General features: G+C 50.0%; 16 protein-coding genes. 1 reads left to right on the top strand and 15 read right to left on the bottom strand.

The features are described 5' to 3' along the window. Positions 1-31: 31 nt before the first annotated feature. Positions 32-3355: a serine/threonine-protein kinase gene (locus SH451x_RS14430; RefSeq protein WP_479357686.1), complete on the bottom strand. Its 3324-nt coding sequence runs from the start codon at positions 3353-3355 to the stop codon at positions 32-34. Between the two features lie 131 nt (positions 3356-3486). On the opposite strand from SH451x_RS14430, the gene SH451x_RS14425 reads away from it, so the two are divergent. Next, positions 3487-3930 carry an RNA polymerase sigma factor gene (locus SH451x_RS14425; protein ID WP_479357685.1) on the top strand — a complete coding sequence of 148 codons (444 nt, stop codon included), beginning with the start codon at positions 3487-3489 and terminating at the stop codon, positions 3928-3930. Between the two features lie 494 nt (positions 3931-4424). Here SH451x_RS14425 and SH451x_RS14420 read toward each other — a convergent pair whose 3' ends face one another. The 14 genes from SH451x_RS14420 to SH451x_RS14355 form a co-directional block, all read right to left on the bottom strand. Next, positions 4425-5528 carry an FAD:protein FMN transferase gene (locus tag SH451x_RS14420; protein ID WP_479357684.1) on the bottom strand — a complete coding sequence of 368 codons (1104 nt, stop codon included), beginning with the start codon at positions 5526-5528 and terminating at the stop codon, positions 4425-4427. An 83-nt stretch (positions 5529-5611) separates the two neighbouring features. Then, positions 5612-6844: an NADH:ubiquinone reductase (Na(+)-transporting) subunit F gene (gene nqrF, locus SH451x_RS14415; RefSeq protein WP_479357683.1), complete on the bottom strand. Its 1233-nt coding sequence runs from the start codon at positions 6842-6844 to the stop codon at positions 5612-5614. Between the two features lie 78 nt (positions 6845-6922). Continuing rightward, complete coding sequence (nqrE, locus tag SH451x_RS14410) at positions 6923-7555, bottom strand: NADH:ubiquinone reductase (Na(+)-transporting) subunit E (protein WP_479357682.1); 633 nt, start codon at positions 7553-7555, stop codon at positions 6923-6925. A 5-nt stretch (positions 7556-7560) separates the two neighbouring features. Next, entirely contained in the window at positions 7561-8187 is a 627-nt protein-coding gene (locus SH451x_RS14405) for an NADH:ubiquinone reductase (Na(+)-transporting) subunit D (RefSeq protein WP_479357681.1), read from the bottom strand. 10 nt (positions 8188-8197) lie between these two features. Further along, positions 8198-9004 (bottom strand): Na(+)-translocating NADH-quinone reductase subunit C, encoded by an 807-nt coding sequence (locus SH451x_RS14400; protein ID WP_479357680.1) that lies wholly within the window; start codon positions 9002-9004, stop codon positions 8198-8200. Continuing rightward, a complete protein-coding gene (locus SH451x_RS14395) occupies positions 8994-10283 on the bottom strand; it encodes an NADH:ubiquinone reductase (Na(+)-transporting) subunit B (RefSeq protein ID WP_479357679.1) in 1290 nt (429 codons plus the stop codon). Before SH451x_RS14395 ends, SH451x_RS14400 begins: the two co-directional genes overlap by 11 nt. Before the next feature lie 7 nt (positions 10284-10290). Further along, positions 10291-11664 carry a Na(+)-translocating NADH-quinone reductase subunit A gene (locus SH451x_RS14390; RefSeq protein ID WP_479357678.1) on the bottom strand — a complete coding sequence of 458 codons (1374 nt, stop codon included), beginning with the start codon at positions 11662-11664 and terminating at the stop codon, positions 10291-10293. Positions 11665-12291: 627 nt separating this feature from the next. Beyond that, a complete protein-coding gene (locus SH451x_RS14385) occupies positions 12292-12573 on the bottom strand; it encodes a hypothetical protein (RefSeq protein WP_479357677.1) in 282 nt (93 codons plus the stop codon). Positions 12574-12839: 266 nt separating this feature from the next. After that, positions 12840-13058 (bottom strand): hypothetical protein, encoded by a 219-nt coding sequence (locus SH451x_RS14380; protein ID WP_479357676.1) that lies wholly within the window; start codon positions 13056-13058, stop codon positions 12840-12842. 143 nt (positions 13059-13201) lie between these two features. After that, the gene (locus tag SH451x_RS14375; RefSeq protein ID WP_479357675.1) at positions 13202-13771 is read right to left on the bottom strand and encodes a hypothetical protein; all 570 of its coding nucleotides are present in this window, start codon (positions 13769-13771) and stop codon (positions 13202-13204) included. A gap of 214 nt (positions 13772-13985) precedes the next feature. Beyond that, positions 13986-14933, bottom strand: a complete 948-nt coding sequence (locus SH451x_RS14370) for a hypothetical protein (RefSeq protein ID WP_479357674.1) — start codon at positions 14931-14933, stop codon at positions 13986-13988. A 344-nt stretch (positions 14934-15277) separates the two neighbouring features. Continuing rightward, entirely contained in the window at positions 15278-16732 is a 1455-nt protein-coding gene (locus SH451x_RS14365) for a hypothetical protein (RefSeq protein ID WP_479357673.1), read from the bottom strand. A 640-nt stretch (positions 16733-17372) separates the two neighbouring features. After that, entirely contained in the window at positions 17373-18701 is a 1329-nt protein-coding gene (locus tag SH451x_RS14360) for a hypothetical protein (RefSeq protein ID WP_479357672.1), read from the bottom strand. Positions 18702-18809: 108 nt separating this feature from the next. Then, positions 18810-19364, bottom strand: a complete 555-nt coding sequence (locus SH451x_RS14355) for a hypothetical protein (RefSeq protein WP_479357671.1) — start codon at positions 19362-19364, stop codon at positions 18810-18812. Positions 19365-19575: the final 211 nt, after the last annotated feature.

Genomic DNA, 19575 nt, shown 5'->3' with positions numbered 1-19575 from the left:
AAGCGGCTCAACACACACCGTTAAGCTCGCGTTAATATTCAAAGAGCACCTCTTTCTTTCCATCGGAAAAACGCTCGATGGAGGTGATTCTCCAGCCCTCCCGTTCGAGGCCTAACCGAATTCGAAGTTCTAAACTTTGGCCCGGAAAATTGCCGTACCTTCCAACGACGGTTGCTTCCTCAATTGAAGAACTTATCATGTCGACTTCAAAACTAGCCTGATCCGCAATCGCGAACTTTGACGCGAATTTTTCGTTGGACCATCTATCCCTTAGTCTCGAATGAATCCAGTGATTAGCGGGTCGCTCCCCGGAACTACTTGGCAAAGCGTCTGAGATGGAGCTGAAGAAGGTTGTTACAACCGCGTAGGGACTTTGCGAATCCGATTCTAGTATGCCGTCAATCCAACGGTGCATGACAACAGCGATAGCGATATCTTGATCAGTCGGTGCGAGTTCTCGCATCGAGCCGTCATTCAAGAAGCGTTGCAGCTTCATGTCACTTGTCCATGAAAGGCTAGACCATTCCTCGCTAAAGATTTGCTTTAGGCTGTTTGTCAGCGTGCGGTCTTTCGCTTCGAGCATTGTTCGTACTTTCTCTAACGCAGATCTTGGTTGCGCCGATTTGGGCAATCTTTGGAAAGCAGCTAGTAACTCAACCGATTCCGAAACCATGGCGCTCGTCCCTGGTGGTAAGCCTGTCGTGTAAGCTTGACCCATCCCGCCGCCCATGCCCCCCATACCACCTCCCATCCCGCCTCCCATAACTGCATAAATTTGCTTGGCCGCTGCCGACTGTACGCTCCATGTACTTTGGTCGAAAGCACTCAACTGGATCTGGACACTGGACTTCATCAGCAAATCGTCTGACGCAACCCAGGCTTCGAGGCGGTGTTCGATAAACTTAGAAACTACCTTCCAGAACTCGGCCTCAGCTGCTTCAGCCCGTACGTCGATTGATTTAAGTTGCCAAAATAGCTCTGCAACATTTTCATTTGCAATAGCTTCGCGAGCCTGCTTCAGGCGGGCGTTAATTCGATTCAACTGCTCCTGCGCATCGCCAGCAAGCTGCACATCGCCAGTTGAGTAGCCTGACATGCCCGTTGGATAGTCATAGTATTGAGCTAAATTCAAAGCCGTGGCAGGGAAATGGGCGTACAAGAAACGGTTCAGAGGATGTCCAACCTTGATGTCGAAGATGCGTGTTTGGCTACCACGAGCCTGCTGTACTAAAAATCGTCGAGTTAGATTTTGATCGCTTGCAAACCATTCTTCCACTGTCTGCCAAGTCGAAGGGAGCTCTGTCCAGCTAAGTTCTCGACCTGCCAATTCACCATTGGCAACCCGCGAAGTGCATTCCTTTAAGAACTCAAGCATTTTTTCGTTGTCGTTTTCTAACCACTGAGCAAGTCTCGCATCCAGTTGCTTGTAGCCAATCCATTCCGTAAGCTTCAAACTGTTCAATCCCTCAAGGAAACCTTTTCGTTCGGCAGAAGTTTGGATAAACGGGGCAAGCTTCGATTTGTCTGCTTCGGGAATCGCTCGTTCGAGAATTGTCACAGAAGCAAGCCACGTCGCGTAATCTCGTTCCAAATGGACTTGTTTCAAGTGCTCCAAAATCGACTTATCTTTATACGTTGCACGCAACAGATCCTCCGAGATGACGCCAATGGGCAGCCATTCCGGCATGCTGTTTGGTGTTCGAAGAGCGAGGATTGGGCCAGAAGATGAAGCGTCGCCAGGTAGTGGCTCGCGATGAATCTTTGCGATTACCGTCTCTCCGCGTTTTAGCGAGACAAGCTCGGGCTCTAAAACGATTCCATCCGTTGGACTTTCTATTTTAAGTTCATACTTTCCAGCTTGAAGGCGTGTCAATGAATTTCCCTGGTGAATGGTAAGTCCGTCGCTTTGTTCGCCATCGATACTGGTCAACTGAACTTGCAGCCCGTCGATCTCCGACTGAATCACTAGATTTCCCTTGGAGTTCTCGATAATGACGGTCCAGCCAAGGTATATCATAAACGGCAAGCATGCAGCCGCGGCGGTCGACCACCAACGAAAACGGCTCCGACCTGAGACGTTGTTAAGCTGCTTCTGCACAACGCTTGGTTGTTGCATATACGGTGCATGAATCTTTTCATCAAGCTCTACGGCGGGCACTTGAGCTGCTCGATTCGCAAGACCAGGCAAGTCCGCTTGTCGGCAGAATACGTCGAGCGATTCGGCAACATGCGCAGCGCTTGCCGGCCGCTCGCGGGGATTGGTTCTTAAAAGCTGATCAAGCAATTTTGCTAATGGCTCGGGAGTATCACTTCGTAACGTTGTCACTTTGAGTGGTGCATGTTGGGAGAGCACACGCAGCTTTTCCAGCGGCGATTGATTCGGAAGAATTGCCACGGGAAGTTGCCCGGTCAACAATCGGAAAATTGTGGCACCCAGCGAATATAAATCACTGCGGTGGTCAACACTCGCACTCCGTTCCGCTTGTTCAGGAGCCATGTAATCGAGCGTACCAAGGAACTGTCCAACTGTTGTTAATTCACCCAGTGGGCTATCCCAATGATTTAGCATGACCAAACCAAAATCTAACAGTTTCACTTTCCCGGTAGTATCGAGCATTACGTTGGAAGGTTTGATGTCACGGTGTACCATTCCCATTTGATGCGCATGAGATAACCCGAGGGCCATCTGTCTTCCAATTTCGCAGACATCCGCTACTTGAAGCGGCGCGGAAAGTCTCGCAATTTTGCCAAGGTCGAATCCATGAACCAGCTCCATCGCTAAATACAGATAGCCAGCATCGGTGCCAGCGTCTGTTGAATTCACGATCGCGGGATGGGTGAGCTTTCCGGCGGCTTTTATCTCTCGCTCAAATCGCTCAATTGCAGAAGGATTTGCCATTCCCAGCGGCAAGAGCTTTAAGGCCACATCCTTGTTAAGCTTTTGATGCCGAGCTTGGTAGACGCTGCCCATACCGCCGCGACCAATCGGCTTGAGCAGCCGATACGGACCCAATTGTTCCGGAATTTGGTGCGAGAACGCTGAACGCCAAGCGAGATCTTCAAGACCGCATGCAAGTTTGCTGCAAGCAATCGCTTCGCGAACGATCGCATCTTCGTCGACAGCGATTGGCGGCACTAAATCGTCCGCCGTTTCGTCCTGCATCTGATCGATCGTTGGCAACAGATCGTCTTCGAGATCGCTTATAATTTCGTTGCACGATTCGCAACGCTCCAAATGCGCATCAATACTGTTCGCCTTCGAGTCGTCAGCGTATCCCTGAATATAATCGGTCAAATCTGACTTGCTGGGACAAGTTGATTGTAAAGGCGAAACGTCAGTTGCTGGTATGGTCATTGGCTCATTTTATCCTGTGTGCGATTGGAGAAGGGAGTTTTGCGACGTAAAATCGGATAGCTCACCAAGGAGGCCCAAAAGAGAGTCGTTTCCAGCGTGACATGAAAAGCTAAAATTCTAAGGCCAGATCCATGCAACAGTCGCAAGAACCAATTCAGCCGCGGGGCGATGCCTTAAGTCCAACTTCCAATAGCGGCACGAGACCTTCGCTTGTTGCAGGCATTAGCATTGGAAATCCGCAGGCCTGGGAACGTCTGGTAGCGTGTTATCAGCCCCGCTTGATAACGCTCTGTCGCAGCAAAGGACTCGATGACGCCGCAACAAACGATGTACTTCAAGAGGTTTGGATTGCTGTGGCACGATCCCTGCCTAAATTCTCCTCGACACTTGGCAAGGGCGCATTTCGAGCATGGCTGTGGCGCATTGCGCAACGACGAATCCTTGATTATCGGCGACAAGAAATGCGTGGGCCAGCAGGAACCGGCGGTTCAACGATGCTCGGCCGGCTTGCCAGTTTTCCCGTCGAACTAGGTTCGACATCCAGCGAGTTCACTCAAGTCCGAAGTAGCTTGTAGCTGAACATCAAAGTGCAAAACATCCTCGATCGCATATCTTTAGACTACGAACCGAGAACTTGGCAAGCGTTTTTGCGAACGGCAATGGATGGATGTGCGACAGACCAAGTTGCACTTGAGTTCGGTATGACCGCCGTGGGAGTGAGACAAATCCGAAGTCGGATTCTAAGACGCATACGAACTGAACTAGGGCAGTAGTAACTCTACGGGGTCCGCTTCGACTCGTAGGCATCATGCGAGTGCTCCCGCTCATCGTCGGAGCAGCCTGGCGTGGCCCGCGAACACATTGAACAACCAGACCTGTCCTTTGAGCAATCGCCCGAATCAAATTTCCCAGCGAGTCCACCGCAGGAACCCTTCAGCTGGGGCCGACCAAACATGACGCCAATGGCCATCGCTGTAATAACAATTAGAAACACACTGGCAGCGATTGCAAAGATCACTGCGAAATTGAACCAGTTCATACCCTACCTTAAACCTATTATCGCATCTATTTAGTCACTAGCCTCGCTCGCAACGGCTTTGTGACACAAGTCCGGATACTGTTCTGCAAATCGGTCAGAACAACTTGTCTCAAGCTTGTCACCGACGCTGAACGTCAGCAGCACCGCCCAGTGCTCAGACTGAGCCAGCTCAAGTCCTACTGTTGGGCCCAATGCCATCATGCAAGTCGCAATACCATCGGCCAAAGCGCAATTATCCGCAACAACAGACGCCGAGACAAGTTGTGAAGTGACTGGACGACCTGTCTTTGGATCAATCGTATGGGAAAAATTTTGATTCTCGAATTCAAAGAAGTTGCGGTAGTTACCACTAGTCGCAAGTGCGACATTGGACAAACCTATAACCGCTTGAATCGATCGCGAAGCCGGAGAAGGTGCTTCTAAACCAATACGCCAAGGTTCCGTGCCGGCACGAAATCCCGACGTTGCCACCTCACCTCCCACTTCCACGAAAATGTGTTCAAGGCCATGGGATCGCATCAAGGCTAGGACTCGATCCGTACCGTGTCCTTTCGCGATTGACGACAAGTCGACTTGCAACTCCGGTTGCGATTTTCGCAATGCCGGTGGGTCCAACCTTACCGACAGTTTTTCGAAACCGCAAATTGCTTTCGCTTGTTCGATCTCCGCGTCAGTTGGAACGTCGTTCCGGTGACCAGTTGGTCCAAAGCCCCAAAGATTCACCAGCGGACCGACGGTTACGTCGTACGCACCGTCGGTTAGTTGAGCCAAGCTTTGCGCCAAAGCAACCACCTCTGCGATCTCGGGTGAAACCGCATGCCAATCCGTCGATGACGACTGATTGAATCGGCTGAGTTCGGAGTCCTTTAGATAGGTAGACATTTGAGCGTTCACCTTGACAAGCTCTTCGTCAACCCATTGTTGCATTTGTTGCTGTGTAGAACTCGTATCGTTAGGCCGGTACCTGACCATGTACGTCGTCCCCATGGTCGCGCCTTGTAGTACGACGTGTTCTGACACTGCAGTTTCTTGCGAACGTTCCGGCTTTTTATAAATGAAAGCGATAATGATCGCTGCCATTATCACCACCAAGAACAACGAACGTTGCACCGCGGCGATTGAGAAACTAGACATCCTTTATAGTTCGCTTTCAGAGGACAAATGTAGGACGCGTCTGAAGTCACAGCCTACTGGCGAAATTGCAGATTGAGAAAGGCCTAGCCGCCGAAGTCGTCAAACGCAATGTTGCTTTGCGGAACGCCAAGGTCGTCCAGCATCTTGAAGACCGCAGCGTTCATCATGGGCGGTCCGCAGAGGTAATACTCAATATCCTCGGGTGCGGGATGATTCTTCAGATAGTTCTCAAGTACAACTTGATGTATAAAGCCAACATACCCGGACCAATTGTCCTCGGGTTTAGGTTCTGACAAAGCGATGTGGAAAGTAAAATTCGGGAACTCTTTCTCGATCTCACGGAATTGGTCGATGTAAAACAGCTCGCGAGAACTACGACCACCATACCAGTACGAGACTTTACGATCTGTCTTGCGATTCTTAAAGAGTTCAAAGATATGGCTGCGAAGCGGTGCCATCCCGGCCCCACCACCGATGTAGACCATCTCGTTCTTGGTATCCTTGATAAAGAAATCTCCAAAAGGCCCCGAGATCGTCGCTTTGTCGCCTGGCTTTAGGTTGAAAATGTACGAGCTCACCCTGCCCGGCGGAGTTCCAGCTGGAGCTCGTGGGGGAGGCGAAGCGATGCGAACGTTCAGCATGATGATGCCTTTTTCGCCTGGATAGTTGGCCATCGAGTATGCTCGATAGACAGGTTCCGTGACCGTCGAAGTGTATTGCCAAACGTTAAACTTATCCCAGTCTTCATGGAAGTTCTTGTCGACATCAAAATCTTTGTAGTGGACGATATGCGGAGGCACTTCAATTTGGATGTAGCCGCCGGACTTGAAGTTTACCGCTTCACCTTCTGGCAATTCTAGAACAAGCTCTTTGATGAATGTCGCAACGTTATTGTTTGAGCGGACAGTACATTCCCACTTTTTGGTTTCGAAGACTTCGGGGGGAACTTCGATCTTCATATCTTGCTTCACCGCCACTTGGCAACTCAAGCGATACCCTTGCTTTGCTTTCGCGTTGCTGATGTGTGTTCGCTCGGTTGGCAGGATCTCTCCGCCGCCTGATTCAATTCGCACTTTACATTGAGCACAAGTGCCACCGCCACCGCAAGCGCTTGATATAAAGATGCCGTTGTTCGCAAGGCAGCCTAAGAGCTTTCCGCCCGCTGGCACAACCAGAGTCTTGCTTTCGTTAACGATGAGTTGAACATCGCCCTGCGCAACCAAGACGCGCTTGGCAGCCAAGATCAAGACAACCAAGGCCAAAACGACCAAAGTGAAGAAAAGCACGCCAAGGAGTACAAGTGAAAAGCCGGACATTACTATTCAATCCAAAATCTCATTTGCGGAACGAAAATCGAATCCATGCACCATGCGGCCTGACCGCTATCGATACAGTTAAAGTTGGATCCCCGAAAAGGCCATAAATGCCATGGCAATCAGTCCAACGGCAATGAATGTTATCCCCAATCCACGCAATCCAGGAGGAACATTGCTGTAACGCATTTTTTCGCGTACAGACGCTAGTGCAACAATTGCAAGTGCCCAGCCCGCACCCGATCCGACGCCGTATACCATGCTCTCGCTGAGATCGTATTCGCGTTGATCCATAAACAGTGACCCAGCCAGGATCGCACAGTTCACTGTGATCAAAGGCAGGAACACACCCAACGCGGTGTAGAGTGCGGGGAAGAATCGATCGAGCGTCAGCTCAAGGATTTGGACGATTGCCGCAATGACACCAATGTAGCAAATCAGACCTAAAAAACTCAGGTCTACTCCGGCAAAACTGGAGCCAAAGAAAGTAGCAAGAGCACCTTCGGAGAGAAGGTATTGAAAAAGTAGATTGTTGACCGGAACCGTAATGCCTTGCACCACAATGACGGCAATGCCTAATCCGATCGCCGTTTTAACGTTCTTTGAAATGGCTAAAAATGTGCACATCCCCAGGAAGAACGCTAACGCCAGATTCTCGATGAAAACGGCAGTAACAAATATACTTATATAATGCTGAAAACTGTGAATTTCCATTGCGACTATGCCTCCTCGACCTGTTCAGGTTTAATGGTTCGGATAATCCATATCAGAATTCCTATCAAGAAAAATGCGCTTGGGGACAGCAGCATCAAACCGTTAGGCACATACAATCCACCATCGCTCACGCGACTTAACACCGTGTAACCATAAAGCGTACCTGAGCCAAATAGTTCGCGGAAAAAAGCAACAATCAACAGAACAAGGCTGTATCCCAGGCCATTGCCAAGTCCATCCAGGAAGCTCATACGCACGTTATTCTTCATCGCAAAGCCTTCCGCGCGACCCATGACGATGCAATTCGTTATGATCAAGCCGACAAAGACGCTCATGGTCTTGCTGACCTGAAACATGTACGCTCTTAAGAATTGATCGACGACAATCACCAGCGACGCGATCACCACCATCTGTACAATCATACGAATGCTGTTAGGGATGTAGTTCCGAATGGCCGAGATGGCAACATTTGACAAACAGACGACGAAGATAACCGCAATACACATGACCGTTGCGGTCAGCATTTGAGTGGTAACAGCCAGTGCAGAACAAATTCCAAGCACTTGCAAGGTGATTGGATTGTCGTTTATCAGCGGGTTCAGTAGGACCCGTTTTGGTGTTGGTGCTAACATTGATGACTCCTTATTGTTTCGCTAGGTTCTTCAAGTACGGTCCAAAGCCATCACTGCTGAGCCAATACTTGATCATGTTATCAACACCGCGACTTGTAATGGTTGCTCCCGAGAGGCCGTCAACCATATAGGGTTCATTTTCGGGAGTTGGACTGCCTTTGGCGACACCGGCAGCAAGATTTGAATCTTCAGGCTCGCCCTTCCAGATCTTTTTACCTTCCCATTGCTGTTTCCATTTACGGTTATCTACTTCGCCGCCAAGTCCCGGTGTCTCACCATGCTCGTAAAATGTCAATCCGTTGATGGTTCGCATATCGCGATCGATAGCAACGAAACCGTACATCGTTGACCACAAGCCTTGACCATAGATAGGAAGTATGACCTGTTGGAGTTTCCCTTCTTTATCGTTGACTGGGTAAACCCACGTATATTTCTCTCGTTTGGCTATGCCAATGTTGTACTGCGAACTGTCGGTGGCTGTATTGAGTTGCGGGTCCTTCGCAGCCTTGCGTTCATCGAATGTATCCTGTGCGATAGCTGGATCTTCGACGTATTCGCCCGTTTCAAGATCTACAATTTTTGGTTCAATTGTTCCATCCTCGAACATGCCGACAATCTGTTCAGCTTTCAAGGAATTGACATTTTCAACCAGTCCGGCGGCTTCGATAATGTTCTTTTGCCGGTCCAACAGTTTGTTCTTGTCCTGCGCGTCTTTTAGGCTTACAGCCGCACCGCTGACAACTAGTGAGCATACAACGCACAGCACAATCGTCACGACAAACGTGTTTGTTATCGAATCTTTTTTGTTAACTTGCATAACGAACCGCCCTCCGCCTGATGTTCGCTTGAATAACGCAATAATCAATGAACGGAGCAAACACGTTCGCGAAGAGTATCGCCAACATGATGCCTTCCGGAAAAGCCGGATTCACAGTTCGTATCAAGATCGTCATCGCTCCGATCAATGCACCAAAGAACCACTTGCCCGTCTCAGTCATCGACGCGCTAACTGGATCGGTGGCCATAAAGACGGTTCCGAAAGCGAATCCGCCAATCACAAAGTGCCAGGCAGGTGAGACATCAAACATCGCGTTCGTGTCGCTGCCCACAGCATAAAATATCGAGGAAGTCGCCAGCGCACCCAGGCAGACCGACAACATAATCTTCCATGAACCTATGCCGGTTGCGATCAAGATTGCGGCACCGATTAAACAGCACAGTGTACTGGTTTCGCCGATCGATCCGGGGATGTTGCCCAAAAAGGCATTCATCCAAGTGTAGGTGCGCTCACCGCCCGTCGTAGCTACATGATTTAGCGATTCCATTGCATTGGGATACTGAGCTAGATTGGTGTTGGCTAACTGCCCTAAAATGGTTGCGCCTGAGTAGCCATCGACAACTCCAGCTTCATTCATGTAGTCCGACGCGATCCAAACGTTTCCCGAGATATCGGCGGCGTAGGCAAAGTACAAGAAGCACCTCGCCGTTAACGCGGGATTCAAAAAGTTCCGACCAGTACCGCCGAAGATTTCCTTGCCGATGACGACTCCAAACGCGATTCCAATGGCCACTTGCCATAACGGAATATCCGGGGGCAACGTTAAGGGAAAAAGCAGACCTGTGACCAAGAACCCTTCGTTGACTTCGTGACGCCGCACAATACTAAAGATTACCTCGCAAATCCCGCCCGCAGTCATGCAGACGATATAGATTGGCAAAAAGTAGATCGCGCCCAAAACAAAACAGTCCAAGAAACTGCCAGGATTGTGACCTAATCCTAAAAAGCTATGTATCGAATGATGCCAATCGAACGCTGGTTCGAGTTGGTTATCTATCAGCGATTGAATAGCAAGGTTTGATTGATGTCCCAGATTCCACATGCCAAACAAAGTGCATGGGATTAGAGCGACAACCACCATCGTCATCATGCGCTTGAGATCTAGCGCATCGCGGATATGAGTTGAGCCTTTTGTGACAGAGCCAGGCGTGTAAAGAAACGTGTCTCCAGCTTCGTACAACGGATATAACTTTTCAAGCTTACCTCCTTTAGTAAATAGCGGTTCGACCCGATCCAAAATGTTACGAAGTAACTTCATAGGCGGACTATCCCTCTTGCTCAATAATTGAAAGGTTGTCGCGGAGAATGCTGGGGTAGTCGTACTTGCCAGGACAAACGAACGTACAGAGCCCTAGATCCTCTTCATCCAATTCCAAGCATCCAAGTTCTTGGGCTTGAACTGTATCTTTTACAATCAAGGCTCGCAGCAGCAACGTCGGCAGCAGATCCATCGGCATTACTTTCTCATAAGTTCCAATCGGCACCATCGCCCGCGTACTGCCTTCACTGCTGGTGGTCAAAGGGAATTGCTTTTTGCCAGCCCAGCCTCCCGCGAACGCTCGTGTAATGGAGAATTTATTCAAGCCAGGCCGCTGCCAACCCAGTAGTTCTCTGTGGTTCCCTTCGTGCAGACACGAAACTTGCAGGTGGTAACGCCCGAGGTAGCCTGTCTGCTCTTCCAGCTTGCGTCCGTTTAATAGAGATCCCGAAACGACACGTGTAGATTTCGCGTCAGAAGAATCTTTAGTTGCTGTTAGTTCTCCATCAACCAGTTCGTGAACGGATGCACCGAGTCGAGTTAAAATTAGACGCGGATTTGCAACTGCAGGGCCAGCTAATGAGATGACTCGCACGGGATCCAATCGACCCTCGAGGAACGCGAGGCCAATCGCAATCACATCTTGATAATTTAAATGCCAGTTTACTCGCGAAGCCGATGCTGGCTTGAGAAAATGCATATGGGTACCTACCAACCCAGCCGGGTGAGGCCCACCAAACTCCGCGATCTTGATTCCTTCTAGCCCATCGCCCGGCGTAACAACTCCTTTGCCCCGACAAAGAAACACGTCACCCATCGTGAGCTTTTTAATAGCCTTCAAGCCTGCCACGAAATTCGCTGCGGAGGCCTGGATAATCGGGGCGGGATTAACGGCAAGCGGATTTGTGTCCATCGCATTGACAAAGATGGCCGATGGCAATGATTCCGGAACGGGAATCTTTCCGAAAGGCCGCGTACGTAGCGAAGTCCACAAGCCCGAGGCTACGATTCTCGCTACCACTTCCTCGCGAGACAGATTCGAAATTTGCTGGTCACTGAACGAGTCATATCGTTCCGCTTGTTCTGTGTCAGCGACGTCGATTACCAGAGATAAAAACTTGCGTTTCTCACCTCGATTTATCGAGGAAACGCGGCCGCCAGCCGGAGCAACAAAGACCACGCCCTCGGTTTGCTTGTCAACCATGATCGGCTGACCCAGCTTGACTTCATCCCCCTCTGTAACCAACATCGTTGGTCGCAATCCGTGATAGTCACTTCCTACCAGTGCAACTCTGCGAACCGACTTTTCGGAGATCTGCTGAGAAGGTTCCCCAGCCAAGGGGATTGTTAGTCCTTTCGAAATTTCAAACAGTCTTCCCATATTTTCGACTTCGATTCACTAGTCAGAAATGGATATTCCAATTGATGCGAAGCATTTTAGCAAAGTTTGCGGCTGGCGGACCACCAGCAAAAAATTTTCTTAATCGCCAACTGGTGCCCCGAAACGCTAGCGGTGATTGACGTTTCGAACGGTACCGATTGAGAGTGTCTCCCGCAGCTATTCGAAGCCTTTATTCTTCGGGCGTCATTCTCCGCTGCATATCGAGCTACGAAGTAGCGGCATTCATTAGCCTGGGGGGCAGCTGAGGTACGAAGCGGAACCCCAGGTTGCCTTCGTACGCATCCCAGTCTTTTTACTTTCCTCGCCCCGCTTCGGGAAAAGGGGTTTGGGGTTGAAGGGGATACTCACGCGCAGCAGATTGTAATTCCGGGATCTGAGGATCCGCCGCTGAATCGATCACAATCGTACCCACGAAGTCGTAGATCAATTCACTGTCACGACTATTTTTTATAGCACCCATCTTTCTGGGGCAAACAGACCAAGATCACTCTGCGGCGGATGATAGGCGCGGCCGGCCAGTGACAGACACCCGCCATTTTGGCGTATTAATTTGTTCTGCGCGAGCGAGTTTTCCCACAATCGATGGATCCCTTCAACTATTCTCTTCTACTTCATTCCTGCAAGGAACGGAATGGGAGCAGAAACAGCCCAACACAGTATTGCCAGCATGGTCGCCCGATCACTAGTTATTTTAAGCCATTGTCGAAACAGAATCGTTACGATGAAAGACGATACCGGCCAGAGCAAACTGCCCAACCAAAACACCAGCATTGCATCTTGATTAGGTGCATTGGTGAATCCTGCACCCGCAAGTTTCTGCAGGATAAAAGCATAACCTATTTCTGCTGGGATTAAGCACAGGAAGGAGTATTCCAACGGACTCATCATCAATCCTTAGTTGTCACAGGCAAGTGGGGAGCGACAAGATCGTCCCACAGTTTTTCGAACGTTTGGTAATTGTCAAATCGAACCCCAGGCCTTGCGAACAAATTTTGGGCTAAAGATGCATCTATTTGGATGACGACCTTTTCGTCATTCGTTCGGCCAGCTACCAGTATACATTCTCGGTTCCAACGATCAGAGTTCTGTGTCAGCGTATCAAATTCAGACGAAACGCTGTGGGAGACTTCCAAAGCGTTTGTTGGCGCGGCCGACTAGTCAGCAAATCTTACGACTCTCGCTATCGTCGGTTGTACGCCAACGCCTCGAACCTCCAAATAGTAGATGGCCGACCTCGGCGTTCCGTTGGTCACGGCGAGTTTCCCATAGCCCCAATAATCAGGTGCTCGTGATTGCAACCCCCAAACGGCTAGAAGGCACAGTACGGCGGAAATAGAAATCAGGCCTAGCAGTTGTTTCAGTGAAATTTGCATAGTGCCCCCGTGACCCAGCAATTGAAAGCACACAGGCGCCGAGTCTGATTCTGCAGTAGTAAATCACTCATTCGGTCACTCGTGTGCATTTCTTGGTTTTCCCAAGCTAGATTACGATTCTCATCGTTCGCGAGAATACGTTGCTAGGGAGCAAATATCGCAAGCAAGAGTCCGACCATCGCTAGAATACCTTCGACTGCAGCGTAAAAATAGCTAGGGAGAAGCTCAATACCGCAGACATCGTATTTTGAATACATGCGTATGCGGCCAATATCACTTCGGACGGGAGTTTTTTCGATACTGATCTTCGCGCTGTAGTCACCTCTTTTGAAAGGTGGAAGTTTCAAAAGCAGAGCGCCGCCAGAACCGCAATATATGTCTTTTGAGTTGAAAAACTGGGTTTGAACTTCAGAACCATCAGCTCTTTCGATCGTAAGAGAACCTTCTAAGCCCGCAAACTGTTCACGAATCTCATCATCACTCGTTCGTCCATCGACATCAAGACACACAGATTGCCCATGTGGACTTAAGTATGTCTGATGATAGGCAGTTCTGACCATTGAATTTGTGGCCAAATCGAATTCTAGCTCCATTGGAACTGCAGCAATTGCGCTCTCGAATTCGTGATAGATCTTCCACGATTGTGTTCCGAAGATGGCTGCAACTACAAAGAAGACGCCACTTAAGCCGAAAAATAGCATGCGTTTATTCAAAGTATCTCTCGCGTGGTGGCTTTTAAACTAAGAGGATAACTACGCCAATCATGGGGCTGCAACGAGCCTGCGTCGTATTCCGTATGATGCTCGCGAACGACGGCGAGTCAACATCTGTCGAGACACTCCTACGCCGGCGTGAACCGCTTTCGTATTGAAACGGATCGTTGGAGGCTTCCGAGCAACACTTTGTTAATTCAGCTTACGATGTTGCTCAGTGCGAGTTCAGATACTCAACGACATGCAGGGGTTCGCTGGGATCGTAATACACATTCAGTCTGAGGTTGTACACCACAGCTCCATCCTTATTCGCTATCCATAACATTCTTGTGTTGTCTACAAGCATTGTTTCGCCAGTCGGTAGGTTCGCGGTGTGAAATTCGACGCCCGGAACGGGAACCGACGGAGCTTGTTCAACTATCGCAGTCACACTTGCCGGTGAATTTGCCAAGTTGCTCAAGAGATTTCGATCGTCGCCACTCAAGCCTTTCTGTAAACTTGGACCAGTAAATACCACGGATACTTTTCCTTTTGGGAAACTCAATTCCGGCGTCACTGGCAGCGATCTTAGGTCGTCTAAGTTGAAGTAAGGTTTCTTTACAACGACATACGGACCAATTGCGTCACTGTCAGTTTCGTTCTCTGCGAACGTCTTATACAGCGAAAATCGCGGATCGTTTTTAATTGCATCAACTGAACTTGAAATTTGATTAGCCGGGATGTAGCCTTTCACACGAAGTTCTTCAAGGAGGGCAAATGCCTCTTCGGTTCTGCCATGCCTTGCAAGAGTCTGCGCACTGGCATATTTCACAATCGGGATTGCGGCATAATAGTAAGCCTTGTGCTGATCCAGCATCTCATATTTGCGAGCAACGGAAAGCGCTTCCTCAACACGTTCAATTTGCACACCTTCGGAATTGTGGCTACGCCAAAATGCACTTATTCCTTCAGGCAGTCGAAGACGTTCTACTTCTCCGATAAACTTCAGAGCGCTAACACCATTGACGGAACTCATCTCGGGTGCGCCAGATGTTGAATTTGTACCTTCAGCCGATTTCACAGTCGGGCTTGGTTGCGAATTCTGCGACTGGCTAGGTTCCTGCCGATTACAACCGTTCAAGGCAAGGCAAGCGAAAAGCATGAATGAGATCGTGGTTTTCATTGTAAGGGTTCCGAACAGCATGAGATTGTTTCGAACATAACGACAAAGATCAAACACATTGTGCTCTAGATGGAGAACATAGGGTAATTCCACTCTTGATTCTTGATGCATTGGGAAAGAATCCAGGGGTCACGATCATGGCGATCTTCCGGTGAGAACGGTGGTGTCTCACCGGAGATAGTCGACTATCACTGTAACGCCAGATCTGTTGAAACGCACCATTGGCATCCGTGCTGCCGCCATCAGACTGACTAAAAGGAAATATGCGATCGGTGGCTATCGTTCACCGCTTTGCCATTCGTGGTAATTTTGGGTTGTAGTTGCGACCGGGCAGATCGGCATACTTATTCTGATTTGTCGAGCGTAATCCTGACGTCGGGCATTTCGTCAAAGAACTGCACAACGAGTGGCTTGAAACCGGCTGCTTCAATTCGAATCTGTGCGCTACCGGTTTGGTAAGGCCCCTCTTCGGGCTGATCATCTCCCGTGCTGTAAGCGGCGAAAACGTTTGTTAGAAAGACAAACCGACCGGTTTGCTGATCATACATCAAGGGTTCGCTATCGTCCTTCTTTGTTCCCAAGAGCATGGCGTCGTTCATCCGATAGAATCCAACTATCTTGGGATGAGAACCATCCGCCCCGCGTATTTCCCCTGTCACCATCACATTGACATATCCATCGCCGTGACGGAAAACGGTCTTGCTGAGTCGCGAGTTATCTGTTTCGGGCCAGGCGGATGCTGGGCGAAAGGTAACGGGGGTTTTCGAGTCAACGTCAATGATTAATTCTGCCTTAGCTCCACATGCTCGTTTGCATGCAGATAAGAAAGTGCGTTCGTGACTGCTTGAATTTGCTTCGAGCTGCGTTATTGCTTCAATAAAGCGATGCTCTCCTAGCATTCCCATGATGCTCGCTGGGAGTGATTCTAACGACGCCAGCCAGTCCCGAGTCTGGTGCGGCTCATATTGATGTTTGCACAGGAATGGAAACAACCGCGCGTCCTCGTACTCCAGCGATTGCACTAGCTTTGGATGCTTGGCCTGAAGCGACATTAGAGCTTCAGGATATTCCAACAGAGCTAGTGCAACGATGACGGATTCCTCTTCTGGCAATTCGTCGACGTGATTCATCAAGGTTCTCATCGCGTCGTCGGTAAGCCCAATATCGTACAATAAGTACATCAGTGGAAACCGATCCTCGTGGTCTCCGCCTTTGAGGACGGCCTCGACTATTCTCTTCGAATACTGACGGGCTCGTTCGCCGTAACTTCGCAGCAGATCGATTGCGGAACTGTGTTTGGGGAAATCCTTACTGTATAGATTCTCGATGAGGCTTTCGATCACCAAATCGACTTGGGGCCATTCGTTCGTTCGCTGCTGTTTTACGTACCAGTTGACCTTTGAGTCGGCATTGTTGATACCAGCCAATATGGCGGACTGCACAGCATCAGAAGATCGGGGTGCGGTGATCAGAGCAATCGCGGCGGCCTCACGAACTTCCGAATCAGAATCGTTGACACCTCGTTCGATAGCTTTTGCAATTTCGTTCAGTTCCACATCGGTGATGGGTGGCTTAGGCTCCTCGGGCGCAGTCGCCTCAATTATTGTGTCCGAAAATCCGCCCAAGACTCGCTCGCGTCGATCCCAGTACTCGGCAAGTTCTTTGAATCCGAGCACTCGATCGGACGACGCTTCGGACTCAGACTTCTTGATCAACTGCTCCAGCGTCGAATCGCCCTGCACCAGTGCGGTTGTTGCAAAGGCGACCAAAATCCCGATAACCGCCAAGAACTTTTTCATTTTGCCAACTCTTTCGGTGGTGCGAGCAAGCTTTTGGAGGTTATCAATCGCGACGATCGTTCGGTAACTCAATCGCTCATTAGAATCGGTCTATCTGCTCGCTGCAACTAGATGAATTCAAGGCCTTTTTGCAACGCCATCGCAGAAGCGGTCGATTAGCCTTGGTCGGCCAATTCCCAGAATAACGTCTACCGCTCTTGCATCTTCAGCTTGTTAGGCATTCTCGATTCGCCGATGATTTGTACTCATATGAGTTCATGAAAGTCAGGGCGTCAATGGTTACTTGAGAGACGTGAAAGTTAGCGTGAAAGGATCTAGAACCCCGGCGCTCACTGCAGCAAACGTCATCGTTCGCCGCCAAGCATGGCCTTCAGGCATGCGCAGACCTTGGGCAGTTGACCAACAGGAAACCAAGTTTTCGGAGCTCAATCTCATTCAGGGCGGGACAGCCAGTCCCTACCTTTCTTCCTCGCAACCTTTCTTGACTACACATCAACTAGCGACTTCGGCACGGTGCCTTATATGCTAGTTGCAAGCCTAGATACTGAGCCTGTGGCTAGCAGCTACTCAGGTGAGATTCACACTCACTCGTCTTCAACTATTTCCAGTTCGATTCGTGCACGGCATGGTTCGATGATCCTTATCGTTGCCAGCCTTCGATCTTGAAAATTCGTTCGGCAAGCTTACGTTCGGTCTCGCCCGAGTCGGGTTCGAAGAAGACTTCGAAGCGGGCGGCATAGGGTTTCCCCCAATCGCCTTCGTAGACCGTGAATCCCGCCTTAGCACCGAATCGTTCCGAGGGCTCGTTTGACCACGTCATTCGCGTCTTCGATGCCGCTTCAAGCCTATCAGCCGATAATGGCGTGCCTTTCGTGATCTCGAACGCCTTCAGGTATACAGATCCAGGTTCACCAGGGTTGAGGGAATAGACCACGCCATAGATTCCTGGCTGCATGCCAGTCACCAATCGGAAGGGCGGGCCATCCTTGCCTGCGAGGCGACTAGCCAACTCGCGAGACTTGGCTTGTGCCGCTGCTACTGCGTCTTTGGGGTTCCTCAGGAACTCCGAAAACTCCTCTTCCAATGCAGTCAATGTGGCTTTAGTCACACGCCGTTCAGGTTCGCCAGATTGCTCAAACACTTCCACCCACACTCCACCGCACTCAATCATTACCCGACTCTCGTGCAGGTTATTGCCAAGGGTCATCTGTGGCTTAACTGGATTTTCTCCCTCCTGTACATGCTGCACCGAGTACCTGCTCCACTGCTTGCGATCCAGACACAGGAGGCAGCGGGTCTGAAAGCCGGAATCGCCACCGAATTCTGAAATGTAACCGTGTAATGTGTCGCGCGGTTCCCCTCCATAACTCCAGCGTCTGGATGCAAAGCGATTTCCTTGCTCTATAAACACATGCCAGTCTGGAGAGGCCTCGATAAAGTCGCCAAAGGTGTCGGAGTGATCCGTTGACGCCTTGCGTAACGACGGCATGTTTGGGGCGAACTCAGTTGCATCGTTGCCCGGGGCAGCCAGAGCCTTGCGGACCATATCCTGCAATTCATCGGTTCCTTTGAGTGTGTTTACACCCCAAGCATCAGTCGCATCCGGATCGGGATCGGCAATCTCAATGCCTTCAGGAATCGTCAGGTTGTCTGCAAATCCGTCTTCGCTAGGGCCAAACATGGATGCGAACATCAGGACGCCAAAGGAGAAGACGGTAGCCACACCACAGCCGACAACCAAAAAGAGATTGATAACGCCGAGTTTCCATCGCCTCCTGAACAAGTTCCATACCGATGCCGCGATAAGCCCCAGAAACGCGAGGCCCCCAACGCCAAGCAGCACATTGGCCACAACGGCCAGCAGCTTCCATCGCGATATTGCCGTGATTGTGAACGCGACGAGAAGGCAGATGTACGCGAGTGCAGGAAACCACCCGCTATTCAAATATCGTGTCAGGAGCTTCTTCATAATTCTTCATCGAACGACCATGTTGACCGAGCCCCCGGTAGCACGGTCTCTACAGTTCGAAACAGACCGACGGGGGCTTCGGTCCAACATTTTGTTCTGCCATATCTATCATGGAAGCTCTCCCAGCCAAGGAAACGCCTGCCACCACAACCATGAACAAAGTAAGAATGATAGAGCGATTTGCGTTCGATATCTACAGGGCATGCGGCATGCAAACCAAACAGCCCATGTTGCACAAGCAAACAATGCGTTCGTAAACACAACTCCAAAAGTGTACGAATTCCCTTGATAAGAGATCCCGTATCGAAAGCCGAAAGCAATCCATATAAGAGTCGAAACGGTTGTAACCGCAAGTGTGATGGCCATGCCAAAACCCGGTACACGCTTTGGGTTGTTCCAGATGTGACGGTAGTTCAATCCCGTGAAAGCGATAGCAGCAAACAAGGCAACGACCGAAGGTGGGACATTGAAGAAGATTGGAAAGATTACCGGGAACGGATAAGGCGAGTGGATGTGTGGGGTTGGACTTGTGACCGACGGCATTGTCAATGAAACGATCAATGCAGTCAAAACCGAGAGTAAAAGAATTGGCCTAGATTTTTCCGCGTGCGATTTTTCCGCCGTATGTTCGAGCGACGATGGTGAGGCATAAGGATTGGTCATCTACGCATCATAACTCAACGGCAGAAAGGATCTATGTAAGTCCTGGGTTTGGGGTGGGAGTCATTTGATTAAAATCTGGCGACTCGGGCCCGTGATGGAGAGTTGCTTGAAACATTATCGCTCACATTCTTCTAACCCCAAAACCTAGGAACATCCACTATGAATTTTCTCGCTCTCGGCTTGGGTAAGTTCAAGACGATGTGCTGCTTTT

This window comes from Njordella aestuarii, from assembly GCF_056494165.1.
The sequence above is the reverse complement of the archived record's forward strand: the minus strand, read 5'-3'. Positions and strand labels throughout refer to the sequence as shown.

Excerpts from the sequence above, each read along its gene's own strand:
- nqrE (WP_479357682.1), bottom strand. The coding sequence starts at position 7,555 with ATGGAAATTCACAGTTTTCAGCATTATATAAGTATATTTGTTACTGCC.
- SH451x_RS14380 (WP_479357676.1), bottom strand. The coding sequence starts at position 13,058 with ATGCAAATTTCACTGAAACAACTGCTAGGCCTGATTTCTATTTCCGCC.
- SH451x_RS14360 (WP_479357672.1), bottom strand. The coding sequence starts at position 18,701 with ATGAAGAAGCTCCTGACACGATATTTGAATAGCGGGTGGTTTCCTGCA.
- SH451x_RS14385 (WP_479357677.1), bottom strand. The coding sequence starts at position 12,573 with ATGATGAGTCCGTTGGAATACTCCTTCCTGTGCTTAATCCCAGCAGAA.
- nqrF (WP_479357683.1), bottom strand. The coding sequence starts at position 6,844 with ATGTCCGGCTTTTCACTTGTACTCCTTGGCGTGCTTTTCTTCACTTTG.
- SH451x_RS14405 (WP_479357681.1), bottom strand. The coding sequence starts at position 8,187 with ATGTTAGCACCAACACCAAAACGGGTCCTACTGAACCCGCTGATAAAC.
- SH451x_RS14395 (WP_479357679.1), bottom strand. The coding sequence starts at position 10,283 with ATGAAGTTACTTCGTAACATTTTGGATCGGGTCGAACCGCTATTTACT.
- SH451x_RS14365 (WP_479357673.1), bottom strand. The coding sequence starts at position 16,732 with ATGAAAAAGTTCTTGGCGGTTATCGGGATTTTGGTCGCCTTTGCAACA.
- SH451x_RS14355 (WP_479357671.1), bottom strand. The coding sequence starts at position 19,364 with ATGACCAATCCTTATGCCTCACCATCGTCGCTCGAACATACGGCGGAA.
- SH451x_RS14425 (WP_479357685.1), top strand. The coding sequence starts at position 3,487 with ATGCAACAGTCGCAAGAACCAATTCAGCCGCGGGGCGATGCCTTAAGT.
- SH451x_RS14390 (WP_479357678.1), bottom strand. The coding sequence starts at position 11,664 with ATGGGAAGACTGTTTGAAATTTCGAAAGGACTAACAATCCCCTTGGCT.
- SH451x_RS14400 (WP_479357680.1), bottom strand. The coding sequence starts at position 9,004 with ATGCAAGTTAACAAAAAAGATTCGATAACAAACACGTTTGTCGTGACG.
- SH451x_RS14420 (WP_479357684.1), bottom strand. The coding sequence starts at position 5,528 with ATGTCTAGTTTCTCAATCGCCGCGGTGCAACGTTCGTTGTTCTTGGTG.
- SH451x_RS14370 (WP_479357674.1), bottom strand. The coding sequence starts at position 14,933 with ATGAAAACCACGATCTCATTCATGCTTTTCGCTTGCCTTGCCTTGAAC.
- SH451x_RS14430 (WP_479357686.1), bottom strand. The coding sequence starts at position 3,355 with ATGACCATACCAGCAACTGACGTTTCGCCTTTACAATCAACTTGTCCC.